This is a genomic window from Clostridium sp. KNHs205, assembly GCF_000702945.1.
Classification (GTDB): domain Bacteria; phylum Bacillota; class Clostridia; order Lachnospirales; family Lachnospiraceae; genus Anaerocolumna.
Genome location: NZ_JNLE01000003.1, coordinates 3,130,551 through 3,146,661, shown reverse-complemented (window position 1 = coordinate 3,146,661; position 16,111 = coordinate 3,130,551). Strand labels below are relative to the sequence as shown.

Genomic DNA, 16,111 nt, shown 5'->3' with positions numbered 1-16,111 from the left:
TTTGAAATCAGTTATTATACTTATAGTTTAGTGTTTAAACTTACATAAGCCCTTACTACCTTAAGGTCGTACGAACCTAAGAAATATCATTGAAATAACAGCAGAAAGGATTTCATCAATGAGCCAAAAAGCACTATTTAACGATAACTGGCAATTCATTAAAATGCCCGTGCATTCCTCCTTAGAGGAACTTCTTAAAAGCGAGGCAAATTTTTCACCTGTCAGTCTGCCTCATGACTGGTTGATCTACAATACCAATGATCTCTACGAAACCGGTGACGGCTGGTATAAGAAAAGTTTGTTTCTGGAAGAGAGTCAGGAAATAAAGGAACTGATAAACCGCAAAACAACAGAAAGAAATTTACAATCCCGCTACCTGTACAAGCCGGGCACAAAATTCTCCCTTTATTTTGAAGGGGTATATATGGATTCTACAGTCTATGTAAACGGCATTTTTGCTGGCAATTGGAAATATGGTTACTCCTCCTTTGAATTTGATATAACACCATTTATTAAACCAGGCGAAAATGAAATCCTGGTTCAGGTATGCTACGAGGCTCCCAACTCCCGCTGGTACTCCGGCGCAGGCATCTACAGAAATGTATGGCTTAAGGCTTCCACTGACAGTCATCTTATAACCGACGGTATCTATCTGTCCACCAGGCAGCTGGGCAGGGACTGGGAAGTAATCATAGATACAGAAGTTAACTTATCCTCTAATACTGAACCAGATAAATGTGCACTTCGCCACAGTATTATAGATGCTAAGGGTAATATTGCTTCTGAACAGCAGATTAGCCTTACTGCAGCACCAGATGGCTCCTTCTGCAAAAGTACCGCTGCTCTGATTGTAAGTGAGCCTGAGATTTGGGACCTTAACTCTCCGAACCTCTATTCCTTAAGGACTGAACTCCTCTCAGACAATACCGTAACAGACGCGGAAACTCTGACCTTTGGTTTCTCAACAAAGAAATTTGATACGGAAAAAGGCTTCTTCTTAAACGGCAGACACTTAAAAATCAATGGCGTATGTGAGCATCATGACCTTGGCTGTCTGGGCGCCGCTGTCAACAAAGCTGCACTGCGCAGAAAAATCCTGCTTCTAAAAGAAATGGGGGTTAACGGTATCCGAACCTCTCACAATATGCCGGCGGTGGAACTGATGGAGCTGGCTGATGAGATGGGTATGTTAATCGTATCCGAAGGTTTCGATATGTGGGAGCGCTCAAAGACTACTTATGACTACGCCAGGTTCTTCCCGGAATGGTCACAGAGAGATGTTGCCAGCTGGGTGCGCAGGGACAGAAACCACCCAAGCCTTCTTATGTGGAGTATCGGTAACGAAATCCCTGATACTCATGCCGATGCCAGGGGCCAGGAAGTGACCAGATATCTAAAAGAACAGGTAGAGAAACACGATTACAGAGGTAATGCTCCTGCTACCATCGGTTCTAATTACATGCCCTGGGAAAATGCAAGAAAATGCGCTGACATCTTAAAATACGCAGGTTATAACTATGCTGAAAAATATTATGAAGAGCACCACAGGGAACACCCGGACTGGTTCATCTACGGCAGTGAAACCTCCTCAACCGTACAGAGCAGAAGTATTTACCACTTCCCTCTATCCCAGGCCATTTTAAATGATGATGACGAACAATGCTCCTGTCTTGGCAACAGTACTACCAGCTGGGGTGCAAAAAACACCGAATATGCAATAACAGCTGACAGAGATGCTGAATTTTCCATGGGACAGTTTATCTGGACCGGTTTTGATTACATCGGAGAACCTACGCCTTACTCCACAAAGAATTCCTATTTCGGACAGATAGATACTGCTGGCTTTAAAAAAGATACCTTCTATATCTATCAGGCAGAATGGACAGATTACAGAACAAACCCCATGGTGCATATTTTCCCTTATTGGGATTTTTCTGAAGGACAATTGATTGATGTCAGGGTATGCTCCAATGCTCCCTCTATTGAGCTGTTCTTAAACGATGTTTCACAGGGGATATACCACATTGACCACATAAAAGGCAAAGAGCTTCTGGGGCATTTTAAGCTTCCCTATACAAAAGGCGAGTTAAGAGCAGTTGCTTATGATGAAAAAGGGACCATTATAGCAGAGGATAAGAAAATCTCCTTTACCGATGCGGCTTCCCTTCAGCTAGACTGGGACAAAAGTGAGGTTACCGCTGATGCTGCGGATTTAATTTTCTTAGAAATCTCAGCGGTTGATATAGACGGAAATTTCGTATATAATGCCAGGAACCGTGTTCAGGTAACCGTAGAAGGTGCCGGTGTTCTTGCAGGTCTTGACAATGGTGACAGCACCGATTACGACCAGTATAAGGGGACCAGCAGAAGGCTCTTTGGCGGCAAACTTCTGGCTGTAATACAGAGTACCTTTAAAGAAGGTACTATAAACGTAACAATAGCATCAGAAGGTCTTCCTGCTAAAACCATAACCTTTACTTCTCTTCCCGTTTCAGATAAGAAATCCTTAGAAGGAGTAAGCGAACCGCTTTCCCTTATAAAGAACCAGGAAGAAGATAAGTTTAAAGAGATTCCAATTCGAAAATTAGAAATCCTTGCACCAAAGGGTACCTGCTTAAATGCAGAGTGTTCTACGATTCCCCTGGAGCTTAAAATACATCCTGAAAATGCTACATTTAAGGATATCTCCTGGCGTTTAACCACTGTTACAGGTTCTGATACCAGCATCGCCTCTATTGTGATTCCGGATAATGCACGTCCTGAGTCAGTACTGCTAACTGCATTGGGTGATGGCTTTGGATATATCAGATGTCAGGCCATGAACGGCGGCTCCAAAGTTAATCTCTATTCTCAGCTGGAATTTAACATAGATGGAGTGGGTATTGCAAATGTCAATCCTTACAGCTTTGTAGCAGGCAGCAATTATTCCTCCGGCAGCAGTAACCTGACAAACGGAAATGAACGCGGTGTTGCAACCACCAGAGAAGAGACCAGTATTATTACTTTTGATAGACTGGATTTTGGTGCATATGGTTCCAGAGAGCTAACTCTCCCCATATTCGCTACCGATCAAGGTGTCTTTGATATCAGTATCTGGTCAGGGATTCCAGGTGAAAGCAATGCAAGGCTCATTACCACCGTTACCTATGACCTTCCGCAGATCTGGGGCTTATTTCAGGAGAAGACCTATATCTTACCGGAACTTTTAAGAGGAATACAGACAATAAGTTTTTCCTTTAAGCATCCGCTTCACCTTAAGGGCTTTACCTTTACAGAAGCCAGAAAAGCATTTGACAGATTGGAGTTACTGAACCGTGATTCTATCTATGGTGATTCCTTTATCCTTGGCAATGAGGCCATTGAAAGTATCGGAAATAACGTATCCATCGAGTTTCTGGATATGGATTTCGGTGAAACCGGCAGCAGTAGCCTTACAATCTGCGGACACTCTCCTCTGGATATGAACACCCTCCACATTCATTTTACCGATGATGAGGGTGACTATACGGAGCTTGTTGAATTCTCCTACTCCGAGGATTACTGTGAGAGAGAATATGTAATAAAACCGGTAACCGGCAAGAAAAAAGTGACCTTTGTATTCCTTCCGGGTTCTAACTTTAATTTTAAGTGGTTTCAGTTTTCAGAAATAAACGATAAATAACAGAAGGAAGACCAGGGCTTATGCAGTTAATTTACAGCCCTGGTCTTTTATTTTTTGAGCAATATTGGAATTAGATATGCAGGGAACCAGCCAATTATGGTTTTCTCCTTAAGACACAGCCAGGGTGAAAATATCAATCAGGGAAATCAGCAAAATGGCTTCCCTTAAGAATTACCCTTGCACTTTCACTATCCTAAACTATGTAACATAGACATTTGATTATAATATTTCAACACCTTTTTCAGCCATATATTCTAACATCTCATCTTCCCATACCGATGCCTGAACCTCACCTATATGTACTTTATCCATAAAATACATGCAGATTCTGGACTGACCGATTCCGCCTCCTATTGTAAAGGGCAGACGGTCATTTAAAATATCCTGATGATAGGGTAATTTTCTTCTCTCCTCCGCAGCTGCTTCGGTCAGCTGCTTATCCATGGCCCCGGCATCCACCCTGATACCCATTGAGGATACTTCAAAAGCAATATCCAGCAGTTGGTGATAAAGGATAAGGTCACCGTTTAAATTCCAATCATCATAATCTGGTGATCGCCCGTCATGTTTTTCTCCGCTTCTTAACTTACCGCCTATCTCCATAATAAATATGGCTCCTTTTTCTCTTACAAGGGCTGCCTCTCTGTCCTTGCCTGATAAGTCCGGATACCTGTCCGCAAGCTCCTGACTGGTTATAAAGGTTATTTCCTTCGGTAATTTTGCTTCAAACTTTGTAAATCTGCTTCTGACGAATTCCTCTGTTTCTAAAAACACCTCATAAATTTTGCTGACTGCACTTTTTAAAGTGTCGATACTCCTGTCTTCTCTTCGTATTACCTTTTCCCAATCCCACTGATCTACATAGATGGAATGAATATTGTCAAGAGTCTCGTCACATCTGATTGCATTCATATCCGTATACAGACCTTCACCTACGTCAAACTGGTATCTCTTTAAGGCCATCCTTTTCCATTTGGCAAGGGACTGAACCACCTCACATTTTCTGTTCTGAGTTCCGATTCCGGCGAAAGAAACCGGTTGTTCTACTCCATTCAGATTGTCATTCAGTCCAGTTTCCGGCAGCACGAATAATGGTGCTGAAACTCTGGTCAGATTAAGTTTTTCCGCCAGTTTTTTTTCAAAATAATCTTTTATCAGCTTGATAGCTGTTTCCGTTTCTCTTAAGGTTGTCTTGCTTGTATAACCCTCCGGTATATAGTGCATGTAATACCTCCACCCTTTTAATCATTTAATTGCATATTTATGTACTATTATAGGTATAAATAAAGATATTTCAAGTGCAATTTTAAAATTGTTGTATTAATTATCGTAATTAACCAGATTAAAAAAGCTGGTTTTAATTTAGCTAAATCTTTCATCTGTATCATCGAGTTTAAAGTAAGGTATTATCATAGCATCGATAATTCACTATGCTTTCTTATACTTTTTGTGTTAGAATAAAGTCTAAATCCATTTAACCTGCGGAGGTGCAATATGAAATACGACTGTCTCATAGTCGACGATGAAATTCCCTTATCTGAAAGTACCAGCGAATACTTCAATATGTTCGATATAAAGACTACCTGGGTAGCAGATGCAGCTGCCTGCCTGGAGTTTTTTCAAGAAAATCAGACGGATTTAATCCTTCTTGATATAAATCTCGGAACAGATTCCGGTTTCTCCCTGTGTAAGAAAATAAGAGAGAATATAAATGTTCCCATTCTGTTTATCAGCGCCAGAAACAGTGATGATGATATCCTGCTGGCTCTTGGCATAGGCGGTGATGACTACATTAGCAAACCTTATTCCCTGAATGTACTTCTGGCGAAGGTTAAGGCAGTTTTAAAACGCTATCAGAATAAAGAAACAGAAGAGGTGACCTTTGGCCGGTTTACGATAAACTTTCATTTGGAACGAGTTTTCTGTGACGGAAAGGATTTAGGTTTTAAAGCCATGGAATACAGACTTCTCTCCTATCTTGTCCGGAACAGCAGCAGAATCATTTCAAAGGAAGAGCTCTTTGACAGAGTCTGGGGTGATTCCATCACCGGTGACGGTACCCTTAATGTTCATATTCGAAGACTACGGGAAAAGATTGAAGATGATCCCAATAATCCCAAATATATTCGTACCATCTGGGGAACAGGCTATATCTTTGAGGATTAAAGGAAAACCATAGTCAACTTTATTGAAGAAATGAGGATCAAATGAAGATAAAAAACTTCTGCCTTATCCTTACAGTGATATTATTTCTGGGTATCTCGGGTGCTGTAATTATATCAGCACAAGCACCGGACGACCAGCTGGACACGGTAGCTGTTAATGATATTGTATATAATTTAAAAGAAAACTGGAATTCAATGAAAAACCTGGATTCTCCCCTGCCTGGTATTTTATATGGAATTGATTATACCATTCTTGATACAGAAGGCAGTCTTCTTAGAACTACCAAACCAGGTATTACAGAAGATGAAAATTCAGCTGTCAGGCATAGAGATACTATTATATCAATATATGAACCCGATGGCATTTACCTTGGAAAGCTTATCATCTACAATGATTCCAATAAACACTGGAAAAATTTCAGAAACCGGCTTTTAACAGATTATCTTCTTATGTGCCTCCTGTTTGCATCAGCTTTAACAGTCTTTCTTCTTATTATACAAAAGAAAATATTAAACCCCTTTCAAACCTTGAACAGTTTTGCAAAAAATATTGCAGCCGGTAATCTTGATATTCCACTTCCTATGGATAAAGAGAATGCTTTCGGAGCTTTTACTGAAAGTTTCGATTTGATGAGAACAGAGCTTATTACAGCCAAAGAAAATGAATACAAGGCAAACACCAGCAAAAAAGAACTGGTGGCATCCTTAAGCCATGATATTAAGACTCCGGTGGCATCTATAAAAGCAATTTCAGAACTAATGTCTGTCACCGTCACTGATAGCAAAACGAAGAAACAGCTGGAGACAATCAATGCCAAAGCCGATCAGATAAATCTGTTGATAAGCAATATGTTTCATGCTACCTTAGAAGAATTAGAAGAACTTAAAGTTACAAATTCAACCATCTCCAGTCAGCTGATTTCAGATATGCTCCTTCATGCAGATTATCAGAAAGCAGCTGATATTGGCCCGATTCCGGAATGCCTGATTCTGGCAGACCCTCTCAGGTTGTCACAGGTTCTTGATAATATCATCAGTAACTCCTATAAATATGCCGGAACCAGGATATGTATAACCTTTCACCTGGCTTCTGCTCTATTAATTGATATAACCGATTACGGACCGGGTGTACTTCCAGAAGAATTACCCCTCCTGACTCAGAAGTATTTCCGTGGCACTAACAGTAAGACCGAACAAGGTACAGGGATTGGTCTTTATATATCTGCGTACTTTATGGACAGGATGGGCGGTTCACTTGAATTTTCCAACAGCAAAGAAGGCTTTACGGCAAGGCTTATAATAAAGCTTGCATAATCCGTAAGATGAAGCAATATAACAATTATCAGGGCAATATCGTACAAGAATGCCATTAGGGCTTGTGATAAACTAACTTTCAGATTCAGGAAAGGAGACGCAAGTAATGAAGCAGGAAACAAGAACTGTAAAATATGATTCCAGGCTAAAAGTGGAAGCCTATCATTTTCAAGGAATCATGCAGAAATTCCCAAATCATTTTCATGAATACTATGTAATTGGTTTTATAGAAAAAGGCAAACGTTATCTCCTCTGTAAAAATAGGGAATATACCGTCGAGCCTGGAGATTTTGTAATATTTAATCCTCTTGATAACCATACCTGTGAGCAAATCGATGGAAAAACACTCGATTACCGCTGCATCAATATCCAGCCGGAAGTTATGAGTAAAGCAGTATATGAAATTACCGGCAGCGAGATTATGCCTTATTTTACCTCCCATGTTATTTTTCATAGTGAACTGGTTCCATTATTAACGGAACTGCACCAGATGATTATGCAGGAGGAAACGGATTTTAGAAAAGAGGAGCTTTTCCTCTTTCTGCTGGAGCAGTTATTGGAAGAATATACAGAACAGGACGTAACAAAACCTGCTGCAGAACCAAGTGCAGAAATAAAGGCAGTCTGCGACTACCTGGAAAAGCATTTTGCAGACAGCATCAATTTAGAAGACCTCTGTTCTTTAACCGGGTTCAGTAAATACTATTTACTGCGTTCCTTCACCAGGCAGAAAGGGATTTCTCCTTATAGTTATCTGGAAACCATACGCATCGGTAAAGCCAGAAAACTATTAGAACAAGGTATACTGCCGATTGAGGTTGCGCTGCAGACGGGTTTTACCGACCAAAGCCATTTTTCAAACTTCTTTAAAAAATTTATAGGTCTGACCCCGAAGCAATACATGAATATTTTTAAGGAGATTTGAAATGATTGATTCTAATATGAAATGTGTTATGGTTATAGATTCTGAACTTCCTACGGGAATTATGGCAAATACAGCTTCTATTCTAGGGATAACACTGGGGAAACAGTTTCCGGAACTGGTAGGGGAAGATGTTGTTGACGGTTCAAGCCAGGTACATTTAGGTATAACCACTATTCCTGTCAGTATGCTGCGTGGCGATAATGTAATATTGAAAAGTTTAAGAAAAAGGTTATATGACTCAGAATTTAACGACCTTTTAGTAGTAGACTTTTCCGATGTTGCACAAAGCTGCAATATTTACAGTGAATATGTTTCAAAAGCAGCTGTCACCGAAGAAGAAAATCACAATTACTTTGGAGTTGCAATCTACGGAAATAAGAAAAAAGTAAACAAGCTTACAGGCTCCATGCCGCTTTTAAGATAAGTAAATGCACCTTGCGTATATTTATCTGCAGAATTTTCTCCTGTAAAAATGACTCGCAGTTTCCAGCACTGGATTAAGTGAAATTTATGCATATACCAAAAAAGACACTATTATTAAGAAATAAACAATACTCGTACCAGATATTTAAGAACTGGTTAAGGATTGGATAAAGACTGGTTAAAAGTCCATGTGCTATCATAAGAGAAGAAATTAACAGGAGGATAAAATATGCAACGGGCTGTTTTGAAAACCAGCAAACTTAGTAAGACCTTTTCCAACGGAGGAATGCAGCAACACATTCTTAAAAATCTGGATTTAGAAATATATAACGGAGATTTTACGGTTATAATGGGTTCCTCAGGTGCCGGAAAATCTACTCTTCTATATGCTCTTTCCGGCATGGATAAACCGACGCTTGGAGAGATATATTTTGGTAACCAGGAGATTACCGGCTTAAGCAATGACAAGCTGGCAATCTTCAGGCGTAAAAACTGTGGTTTTGTCTTTCAGCAGATCTACCTGCTGGATAATATGAGTGTTATGGATAATATCATTGCCTGTGGTCTGCTGCTGTCAGGCAATAAAAAGGAAATTGCGGAAAGAGCCAGGAAACTGTTGTCAGCAGTAGGTCTGAATGAAAATGTATGGCATAAGTTTCCCTCCCAGCTTTCAGGCGGTGAAGCACAAAGATGTGGTATCGTAAGGGCTTTGATCAATAATCCAGGGATACTTTTTGCCGATGAACCCACCGGTGCTTTAAATTCCTCATCCGGCATTGCCGTTCTTAATGTACTAACGGAAGTAAACGAAAAAGGTCAAAGTATTATAATGGTTACCCATGACCTGAAATCAGCATTACGCGGAAGCCGTATCATTTATCTGAAAGACGGTTCTGTCTGCGGTGAATGTAATCTTGGTACCTACAGGGGAGAAGATGAAAACCGGAATACAGCCTTACTCTCCTTCTTAAAGGAAATGGGGTGGTAGGATGAACAAAGTCTTAATGCTCGCATTTTCTCATATCAGAAAGAACAAAAGTCAGGCGGTAAGCCTTCTCTTGGTTGTATTTCTGGCAGGTTTTCTTCTCAACGCAGGACTTCTGCTGCTGCTTAACTTCAGCAAGCTATTTGATGAAAAAAGTGAAGAACTCTACGCTCCTCATGCTGCTTTTTTAGAAGTCCCCAATCCTTATATAGAGGAAGAACTCGGTTATCTGAAGAACTATCCCGGTGTTACTGCCACCGAAAGCCATGAGCTGCTGGCAGCAAATGCAGACATCAAATTTAACGGAGATGTTATACCAGGGCTGTTCATGATGGTAAAGGCCAGTGAGCCGCAGATAATGAATCCTCTTAAATTAATAGGCGAATCCTTACCTCTTAACGAGTCCTCTATTTATCTCCCATACATTATGAAAACAGGTGGACAAATTAATCTGGGAGATGATTTTTATGTTACTGTGCAGGGAAACGAGTATCATTACAAGGTTGCAGGTTTTACCGAAGAAGCCTATTTCGGTTCAAGTACGATTCAGTGGTACCGCTTTTATCTGTCGGACGAGGGTTATGAGAACTTAAAGCAGCTGATACCTTTGTCCGTATCTGTTCTGCATACCGTTCGTATGGAGGAGCCGAAATTATCCGGCATTCTCATAAAGGATTATACCAACAAATTTTATTATGAAAAAAGTGGTAATAATGATATCTTTAATAACAATATCTCCTATGAAGCAGTAAAGAACAGCAGAACCTTTCTCTCAAATATAACCTCTATGATCCTGGTGGCACTTGCAGCCGTTATTCTTCTTGTCAGCCTTATAGTAATTCGCTTTCGAATACACAGCAGTATTGAAGAAAGCATTGTAAATATTGGCGTATTAAAAGCTATGGGTTATTTAAGCAGGCAGATAATTCTCTCCATGATTCTGCAATTTGGGAGTATAGCCGCTGTTGGTGTTCTTCTTGGTGTCAGTACCTCGTACTCTGTCCTGCCTTTAATATCAAACCTCTTAGAACCTCAGACCGCTTTTGTCTGGAACCAGGGCTTTGATCTGAGAGCCAGCGGAATTACCGTGTTAATCATTGTATGTGCAATACTTTTTGATACGGCTTTAACCTCCATAAGAATAAGAAAGATGCATCCCTTGACAGCACTAAGAGGCGGTATTTCCACTCATAACTTTAAGCGTAATCCCCTGCCGCTTGACCGCTCACCTGGTAAGATAACCCTTCTGCTTGCAATTAAGAATATTTATCATAACCTTAAGCAAATGATAATGGTTGCTGCTGTTATTACAGGTATTACTTTTGCTGCAGCTTCTGTACTCTCCATCTATTTTAATGTAGGACTCCACCCCGGAGCTTTTGCAGGTCTGATTGCCGGTGAAGTGCCGGATGCAACTTTTGTCATGAAGAACCCCGAAGACTCTGCAAAGGTTCTTTCAGACTTAAAAAACTCCGACAGGGTCAGAAAAGCCATCTTCTATTCCTCACGTTCTGTTCTAATTGACGGATACAATGCACAAAATTACATTAGTGAGGATTTTTCTCTGACAGAAGGTAAGATGTTATACAAAGGACGTTTCCCGAGACATGATAATGAGATTGCTTTAAGCGGAGCCTCCTCCCTGCAGTCCGGTAAAAACATTGGGGATAAGGTTTCCGTGACCTATAACGGGCAGAAGCGGGAATATCTGGTCACAGGTTTGATACAGAGTCTGAATGATAATGGTTATGGTTTGGCAATGACAACAAAAGGCATGAAAAAGCTGTATCCCGAATTTGTTCCCGACCGTATCTATGTCTATCTCAAAAATACCGAGGATACTGCTAAGCTTATAGACGAATTCAAAGCAAAAGACGGTGCACTTTTTTCCAATATTCTTGATATGGCAAAGCTCATCGAAGTACAGCTGGGAGTCTATGGCTCTGTGTTAGCCTCTATTTCGGTGGTTATAACCATCATAACTTTCCTGGTTGTAGTGCTGGTATTGTACCTGGTGTTAAAGACCTCCATACTTCGCAGGCGGCAGGAATTTGGTATCCAAAAAGCTGTCGGCTTTACATCCTTTCAGTTAATGAACCAAATTGCAATAAGTTTCACTCCTGCTATTATTTCCGGTGTTGTTATAGGCTGTACCTTGGGCAATCTGGGCTTTAATTCACTGTTTGTAGCTTTGGTGCAAAGCATGGGTATTATGACAGCTTCCATGCCGCCTTCCTATCTCTTCACCACCTTGCTGGGTATTAGCATCATTATCTTCTCGTATTTTATCTCTTTGGTTATTGCTTTACGTATTCGAAAGATATCACCTTATATACTGGTCAGTGAGTAATTAATACCTGGAAAATAAGGACTTATCTGCTGACTGGTGAGTAAATTAAAATATAATAAAAATACACTTAATAACATAACAAAGGAATTCATATTAAAACGTTGATACTGAATGAGACTTAACCTATCTCTGGTGCTTTACTTTTAGATTGTATAAAATACAACTAACTGGTATTTCATAAATTTAAAAGCACTATAGGAAGTTACATGATAACAACACTTTTCTAGGAATTCCTTTGAGATTTTAATCATTGATTGAGACTCATTTGTTTATTTATCATAATTTTATAATACTATCATTTTTTCATTCTAACACTGATTTTTTCATCATTTCTCAAGCTGGCTGCTGTCAATTTCAAGAATGCAGGTATTCTTAGCTTTAAATTTCCTCATTTCATGGAATGGTGTATCTGTTAGATAACATTGCAGGCACATAATTACACCTCCATGGGTTACCACTGCAGCTTTATCATTATGAGCAGAGGTAATGGTACGCAGAGCTGAAAGAACTCTCTTAAGCATCTCATCATAGGACTCTCCTCCAGGTGCTTTGGCATATCTGCGGTTTTCAAACCATTGACCATATTCCTCGGGATAGTTATGCTCCACTTCTTTCCAGGTCAATCCTTCCCATAAACCAAGATTAATCTCCTCCAGCCCCTTTAAGGGTATTACCGGCTTATCTGTAATACTGCCAATCAACTCCGCTGTTTTATGCGCTCTTTTCTGTGGACTAGTATAAATAGCGGATAATTCGATTTGAGACTCCAGAATAGTTTCTCCAAGTTTTCTGGCCTGCTTTCTTCCATTTTCATTCAATTCACTGTCATGGCTGCCCTGTATTCTTCCGGCAACATTCCAGTCTGTCTGACCATGTCTGATTAGATATAATGTCATTTAATAACCATGCCTTTCTTATAGCCTGCAAATTATGGGTAGCAGGCACAATTCTGCGTGTTCGAAATCTTCTTATTAACGTCACACTATACTGTAACAACTTTACGAAAATGAATATTCACAATCCGGTTGTCCGATTTCATACTGGCATTCAATTATCTCTCCATTTTTAGTCCATGTCTGATCAGTTAAAATAAAACCATAATAGCTTTCCTTCCATATGCCTCCATACTAAATAAAAGAGTTGAATTAAAAGCTTATATTAATTATACAATAACTGAAAGGATATTGCCATCCTCTTCACCAATTATTCACTATACATGAGAGCCAATTTTCAAGTATTGAACAATTGCCTCACATCAACTACTATGGCTTCGTAGCTTTTACAGTTTTACAAATATATGCTAAAAAACCTGGCAGCATAATATTGATGTGACCAGGTTTTTTGCTTTCTTATATTATTGTATAAAAATCCGAATTTTACAAACCACACTTATTGAAAAAATATGATATAGTTATAATACTTTTTACCAGAGATAATCTAACATAATTATTTTTAGAAACACACTTCTGTTTAAAAGCCTTACTATATACTCACTAATCTCTTTTCTATTATAAAACAGCCTGCTTTAAAGCAAATTTCAAATCATCCTCAGGTGTACTGATAGGTCTTATATTAAATGTATCATTCAAATACTGAAATACATTTGGTGATAAAAAGGCCGGCAGGCTTGGTCCTAAAAATATATCTTTGACTCCTAATGATAAGAGTGCCAGCAAATCTGCTAAGGCTTTTTGCTCATACCAGGAAAGTAAAATGGATAAAGGTAATGCATTTACATCTGTTTCAAAAGCGTCTGCCAATGCCGTGGCAATTCTGATAGCCGAAAAGGTATCGTTGCACTGCCCTACATCCAGCAGTCTGGGCAAGCCGGCAACTGTTCCGAAATCCAGTTTATTAAAACGGTATTTGCCGCAGGCCAGGGTGAGGATAACACAATCATTCGGTACCTTTTGAGCCAGTTCTGTGTAATAGCTCCTTCCGGGTTTTGCACCGTCACATCCGCCAATAACAAAGAAATGCCTGATTACCCCATCTTTTACTGCCTTCACAATTTCAGGAGCATGGGATAAGGTCTCATGATGTCCGAAACCAACCAGGATTTCATGTTTCTTTTCATCCTCTTTAAAACCTCCCAGTTCCAAAGCTTTCTCAATAATCTGGCTGAAATCCTTGGTTCCATCTTCTTTCTCATCAATGTGTTCTACTCCGTCCCATCCAACTACATTTGTAGAATAAATTCTGTCTTTATAGCTGTCTCTGGGTTTCATTAAGCAATTGGTGGTCATTAAGATGCAACCTGGTATTGCATCAAATTCCTTCTGCTGATTCTGCCAGGCGGATCCATAATTTCCAACCAGATGTTTATATTTCTTGAGTTCCGGATATCCATGGGAAGGCAGCATTTCACCATGGGTATAGATATTGATTCCTTTGCCCTTAGTCTGCTCCAGAAGCATTTCAAGATCATGAAGATCATGCCCGGATACAATGATAAAAGGTCCTTTTTTAACATTTACATTGACCTTATGAGCGGAAGGATTCTGAAATCTTGAGGTGTTGGCCTCATCTAAAACATTCATAACCTGTACACTCATTTCTCCAATACGCATTGTCATACGGATAAGTTCCTCAACTGTCAATTTGCTGTTCGTCGTTGCTTCCAGACCTAAAAAATAGATGTGGTCTACCTGGTCATTTTGATGCCCGATAAATCTCGCCTGGTGTCCATACGCACTGATACCTTTTAAACCGTATAGAATAGTTGAGCGCAAGGAACGGATATCTTCATCCAGGTCCTGGTCATACATAATTCCGGCCTTTACAGAATCCTTTAGCATATCTTCCTTGGAGCCGCTAAGATTATAGGTAGCTGAATCATGATACTGACCCTGAGGTGCCTGCTCCCTGATAGCTTCCTTTATCTGCTGTGATTCCTTAAGGAGTTCCACATGTGACTGCACATCAAAGTTCACATTCGTTAAGGTGGTAAACAAAGAGTTTTCCACAAACTTTACAATCCCTTTGTCAATCTTTTTGCCTTCTTCAATTAATGGCCTGGCATAACAGGAAATTCCCTTTAACTGATAGATCAGCAGATCCTGAAGATTAGCTATCTCCGGTGTCTTTCCGCAGACACCTCCTTTTGTACATCCTTTCCCACCAAAGGTCTGTTCACACTGATAACAAAACATCGAATTATCCATATTGATACTCCTTACTAAAATACTATTTTCCTCCTAGTATTTCCTGTAATGTATTGGAATATGCTATTAATATGGTTGCTGCCAATTGATTCGCTCCCAAAATCTAATAATTCTGGTTCTAAAATTAAATTTTGTTAATTTAATTGATTAATTCTTTAAATTAAATTCTCTTAAGAAAAAAATACTCTGAAAATCCATCGATATCGTTGGTATAGCTTCCCACCTGTTCATACCCTAAAGCAAGGTAGAAATCCCTGCCCTGCCAGTCAAAGGTATCGAGACGAATCATATTCGCTCCAAGTGCTTTCGCCTGCTTCTCGGTTTCCTGAAGCAGCGCCTTTCCTATACCTTTTCCCCTATGGGCTTCCTCTACAAACAAAGTGGATACATACAGGATATGAAATGCTGTCATACAGGCATCAATTCCGCCTACTAATTCACCTTCAGAAAAAGCCCCCAGGTGAATATCACCATCAATTTTATAGGTTATGTAATTTTTATCATAAGCTTCAAGGTTATTTTCTATAATTTCAAGCTGTTCCCCATTTAATTGTTCAATAATAAATTTCATAATATATTGCCTCATTTCTTTGTTTTATTTATTACTGTACTACTTTAACCAAATATAATTTTTCATAGAACTCTGCTGTACATAGGATGTCCTTCTTTGAATTGTACCAAATCCCATAGATTACCATACAAGTCTTTGAACACTGCAACAATACCATAGGGCTGTTCCTTGGGTTCTCTTACAAACACAATCCCCTTTGAACTCATTTCCTCATAATCACGCCAAAAGTCATCGGTACCAAGAAACAAATAAATTCGCCCGCCAGCCTGATTTCCGATAAACGGTTCCTGTTCTGGTTTGGAGGCTTTGGCTAATAACAGCGTACAACCAGTAGAACCGGGAGGTGATATCACCACCCAGCGTTTATCCTGTTCAGGCTGATAGGTGTCTTCAATTAAGGTAAAATGCAGTTTCTTTGTATAGAACTCAATAGCCTCATCGTAATCCCTTACAACTATTGCAACATGTATTAATGATTGCAGCATAATGCTCTCCTTATATCATTTATTAACTTAATATAACAAGACTCAATATATCAGTACTTAATATATAA

At 39.6% G+C, this 16,111-nt stretch carries 12 protein-coding genes; 7 read left to right on the top strand and 5 right to left on the bottom strand.

All coding sequences use genetic code 11. The annotated features are described in order from the left end of the window. Positions 1 to 118 precede the first annotated feature (118 nt). Positions 119 to 3,661: a glycoside hydrolase family 2 TIM barrel-domain containing protein gene (locus BR73_RS0112985; protein ID WP_033165870.1), complete on the top strand. Its 3,543-nt coding sequence runs from the start codon at positions 119 to 121 to the stop codon at positions 3,659 to 3,661. A 219-nt stretch (positions 3,662 to 3,880) separates the two neighbouring features. On the opposite strand, the gene asnA is transcribed toward BR73_RS0112985, so the two are convergent. Next, the gene (asnA, locus tag BR73_RS0112980; RefSeq protein WP_033165869.1) at positions 3,881 to 4,885 is read right to left on the bottom strand and encodes an aspartate--ammonia ligase; all 1,005 of its coding nucleotides are present in this window, start codon (positions 4,883 to 4,885) and stop codon (positions 3,881 to 3,883) included. A gap of 270 nt (positions 4,886 to 5,155) precedes the next feature. On the opposite strand from asnA, the gene BR73_RS0112975 reads away from it, so the two are divergent. From BR73_RS0112975 to BR73_RS0112950, 6 genes are all read left to right on the top strand, one after another. Beyond that, a complete protein-coding gene (locus tag BR73_RS0112975) occupies positions 5,156 to 5,827 on the top strand; it encodes a response regulator transcription factor (RefSeq protein ID WP_033165868.1) in 672 nt (223 codons plus the stop codon). A 41-nt stretch (positions 5,828 to 5,868) separates the two neighbouring features. Then, positions 5,869 to 7,140 (top strand): HAMP domain-containing sensor histidine kinase, encoded by a 1,272-nt coding sequence (locus tag BR73_RS0112970; protein ID WP_033165867.1) that lies wholly within the window; start codon positions 5,869 to 5,871, stop codon positions 7,138 to 7,140. Positions 7,141 to 7,246: 106 nt separating this feature from the next. Then, complete coding sequence (locus tag BR73_RS0112965) at positions 7,247 to 8,065, top strand: AraC family transcriptional regulator (protein ID WP_033165866.1); 819 nt, start codon at positions 7,247 to 7,249, stop codon at positions 8,063 to 8,065. A gap of 1 nt (position 8,066) precedes the next feature. Beyond that, a complete protein-coding gene (locus tag BR73_RS0112960) occupies positions 8,067 to 8,489 on the top strand; it encodes a DUF2000 domain-containing protein (protein WP_033165865.1) in 423 nt (140 codons plus the stop codon). 228 nt (positions 8,490 to 8,717) lie between these two features. Next, complete coding sequence (locus BR73_RS0112955; protein ID WP_033165864.1) at positions 8,718 to 9,476, top strand: ABC transporter ATP-binding protein; 759 nt, start codon at positions 8,718 to 8,720, stop codon at positions 9,474 to 9,476. Between the two features lies 1 nt (position 9,477). Next, on the top strand, positions 9,478 to 11,823 hold the full coding sequence (locus tag BR73_RS0112950) for an ABC transporter permease (RefSeq protein WP_033165863.1): 2,346 nt from the start codon (positions 9,478 to 9,480) through the stop codon (positions 11,821 to 11,823). A 326-nt stretch (positions 11,824 to 12,149) separates the two neighbouring features. Here BR73_RS0112950 and BR73_RS0112945 read toward each other — a convergent pair whose 3' ends face one another. The 4 genes from BR73_RS0112945 to BR73_RS0112930 all read right to left on the bottom strand — a co-directional run bounded on the left by BR73_RS0112945 (position 12,150) and on the right by BR73_RS0112930 (position 16,043). Beyond that, positions 12,150 to 12,719, bottom strand: a complete 570-nt coding sequence (locus BR73_RS0112945; RefSeq protein WP_033165862.1) for a histidine phosphatase family protein — start codon at positions 12,717 to 12,719, stop codon at positions 12,150 to 12,152. A gap of 612 nt (positions 12,720 to 13,331) precedes the next feature. Beyond that, positions 13,332 to 14,987, bottom strand: coding sequence for a hydroxylamine reductase (gene hcp, locus BR73_RS0112940; protein ID WP_033165861.1), 1,656 nt, complete (start codon positions 14,985 to 14,987; stop codon positions 13,332 to 13,334). Positions 14,988 to 15,147: 160 nt separating this feature from the next. Then, entirely contained in the window at positions 15,148 to 15,558 is a 411-nt protein-coding gene (locus tag BR73_RS0112935) for a GNAT family N-acetyltransferase (protein ID WP_033165860.1), read from the bottom strand. 62 nt (positions 15,559 to 15,620) lie between these two features. Next, positions 15,621 to 16,043: a VOC family protein gene (locus BR73_RS0112930; protein WP_033165859.1), complete on the bottom strand. Its 423-nt coding sequence runs from the start codon at positions 16,041 to 16,043 to the stop codon at positions 15,621 to 15,623. Positions 16,044 to 16,111 lie beyond the last annotated feature (68 nt).

Coding starts and splice junctions, on each gene's coding strand:
- BR73_RS0112985 (WP_033165870.1), top strand. CDS start 119: ATGAGCCAAAAAGCACTATTTAACGATAACTGGCAATTCATTAAAATG.
- asnA (WP_033165869.1), bottom strand. CDS start 4,885: ATGCACTATATACCGGAGGGTTATACAAGCAAGACAACCTTAAGAGAA.
- BR73_RS0112975 (WP_033165868.1), top strand. CDS start 5,156: ATGAAATACGACTGTCTCATAGTCGACGATGAAATTCCCTTATCTGAA.
- BR73_RS0112970 (WP_033165867.1), top strand. CDS start 5,869: ATGAAGATAAAAAACTTCTGCCTTATCCTTACAGTGATATTATTTCTG.
- BR73_RS0112965 (WP_033165866.1), top strand. CDS start 7,247: ATGAAGCAGGAAACAAGAACTGTAAAATATGATTCCAGGCTAAAAGTG.
- BR73_RS0112960 (WP_033165865.1), top strand. CDS start 8,067: ATGATTGATTCTAATATGAAATGTGTTATGGTTATAGATTCTGAACTT.
- BR73_RS0112955 (WP_033165864.1), top strand. CDS start 8,718: ATGCAACGGGCTGTTTTGAAAACCAGCAAACTTAGTAAGACCTTTTCC.
- BR73_RS0112950 (WP_033165863.1), top strand. CDS start 9,478: ATGAACAAAGTCTTAATGCTCGCATTTTCTCATATCAGAAAGAACAAA.
- BR73_RS0112945 (WP_033165862.1), bottom strand. CDS start 12,719: ATGACATTATATCTAATCAGACATGGTCAGACAGACTGGAATGTTGCC.
- hcp (WP_033165861.1), bottom strand. CDS start 14,987: ATGGATAATTCGATGTTTTGTTATCAGTGTGAACAGACCTTTGGTGGG.
- BR73_RS0112935 (WP_033165860.1), bottom strand. CDS start 15,558: ATGAAATTTATTATTGAACAATTAAATGGGGAACAGCTTGAAATTATA.
- BR73_RS0112930 (WP_033165859.1), bottom strand. CDS start 16,043: ATGCTGCAATCATTAATACATGTTGCAATAGTTGTAAGGGATTACGAT.